Origin of the sequence: Pleomorphomonas sp. T1.2MG-36 (genome assembly GCF_950100655.1) — a bacterium.
GTDB lineage: Bacteria > Pseudomonadota > Alphaproteobacteria > Rhizobiales > Pleomorphomonadaceae > Pleomorphomonas.
In genome coordinates, this window is record NZ_CATNLY010000026.1 from 1 (window position 1) to 412 (window position 412).

At 56.1% G+C, this 412-nt stretch carries 1 protein-coding gene; it reads right to left on the reverse strand.

Features of this window, described 5'->3' with window-relative positions:
• On the reverse strand, positions 1-412 hold a 412-nt coding region (locus tag QQZ18_RS15765), incomplete at both ends, for a serine O-acetyltransferase (RefSeq protein ID WP_446728665.1).

The window sequence follows — 412 nt, forward strand, 5'->3', positions numbered from 1 at the left end:
GTATTCCATCTCGTAGCTTTGCAAATCGTCGAGGCAATCGAAGGGATCGTCGCCATTGGTGCGTTGGGCGCTGAGCGCGGCAATATGATAGGCTTGGCTGCCCATAGCGCTTTCAAGCTCGATCACCCGTTGATTCAAATGTTGAACTGATTCGTGCAATGAACGCAACATTGCGCCCTCGGGGTCGGGCAACATTTCGACTCGGTTAGTTTGGCCAGTTTGTGGGTCGCGGGTTGCGACCACCCGGGCAGGCACGCCTATCGCCGTTGAATAGGCAGGCACTGGTTTGAGCACAACTGCGCCGCCGCCGATGCGAGCGCCTTCACCAATCGTAATTGCGCCCAAAACCTTGGCTCCAACCCCAATCACCACATTATTGCCGATGGTTGGGTGGCGTTTGCCCATTTCCTTG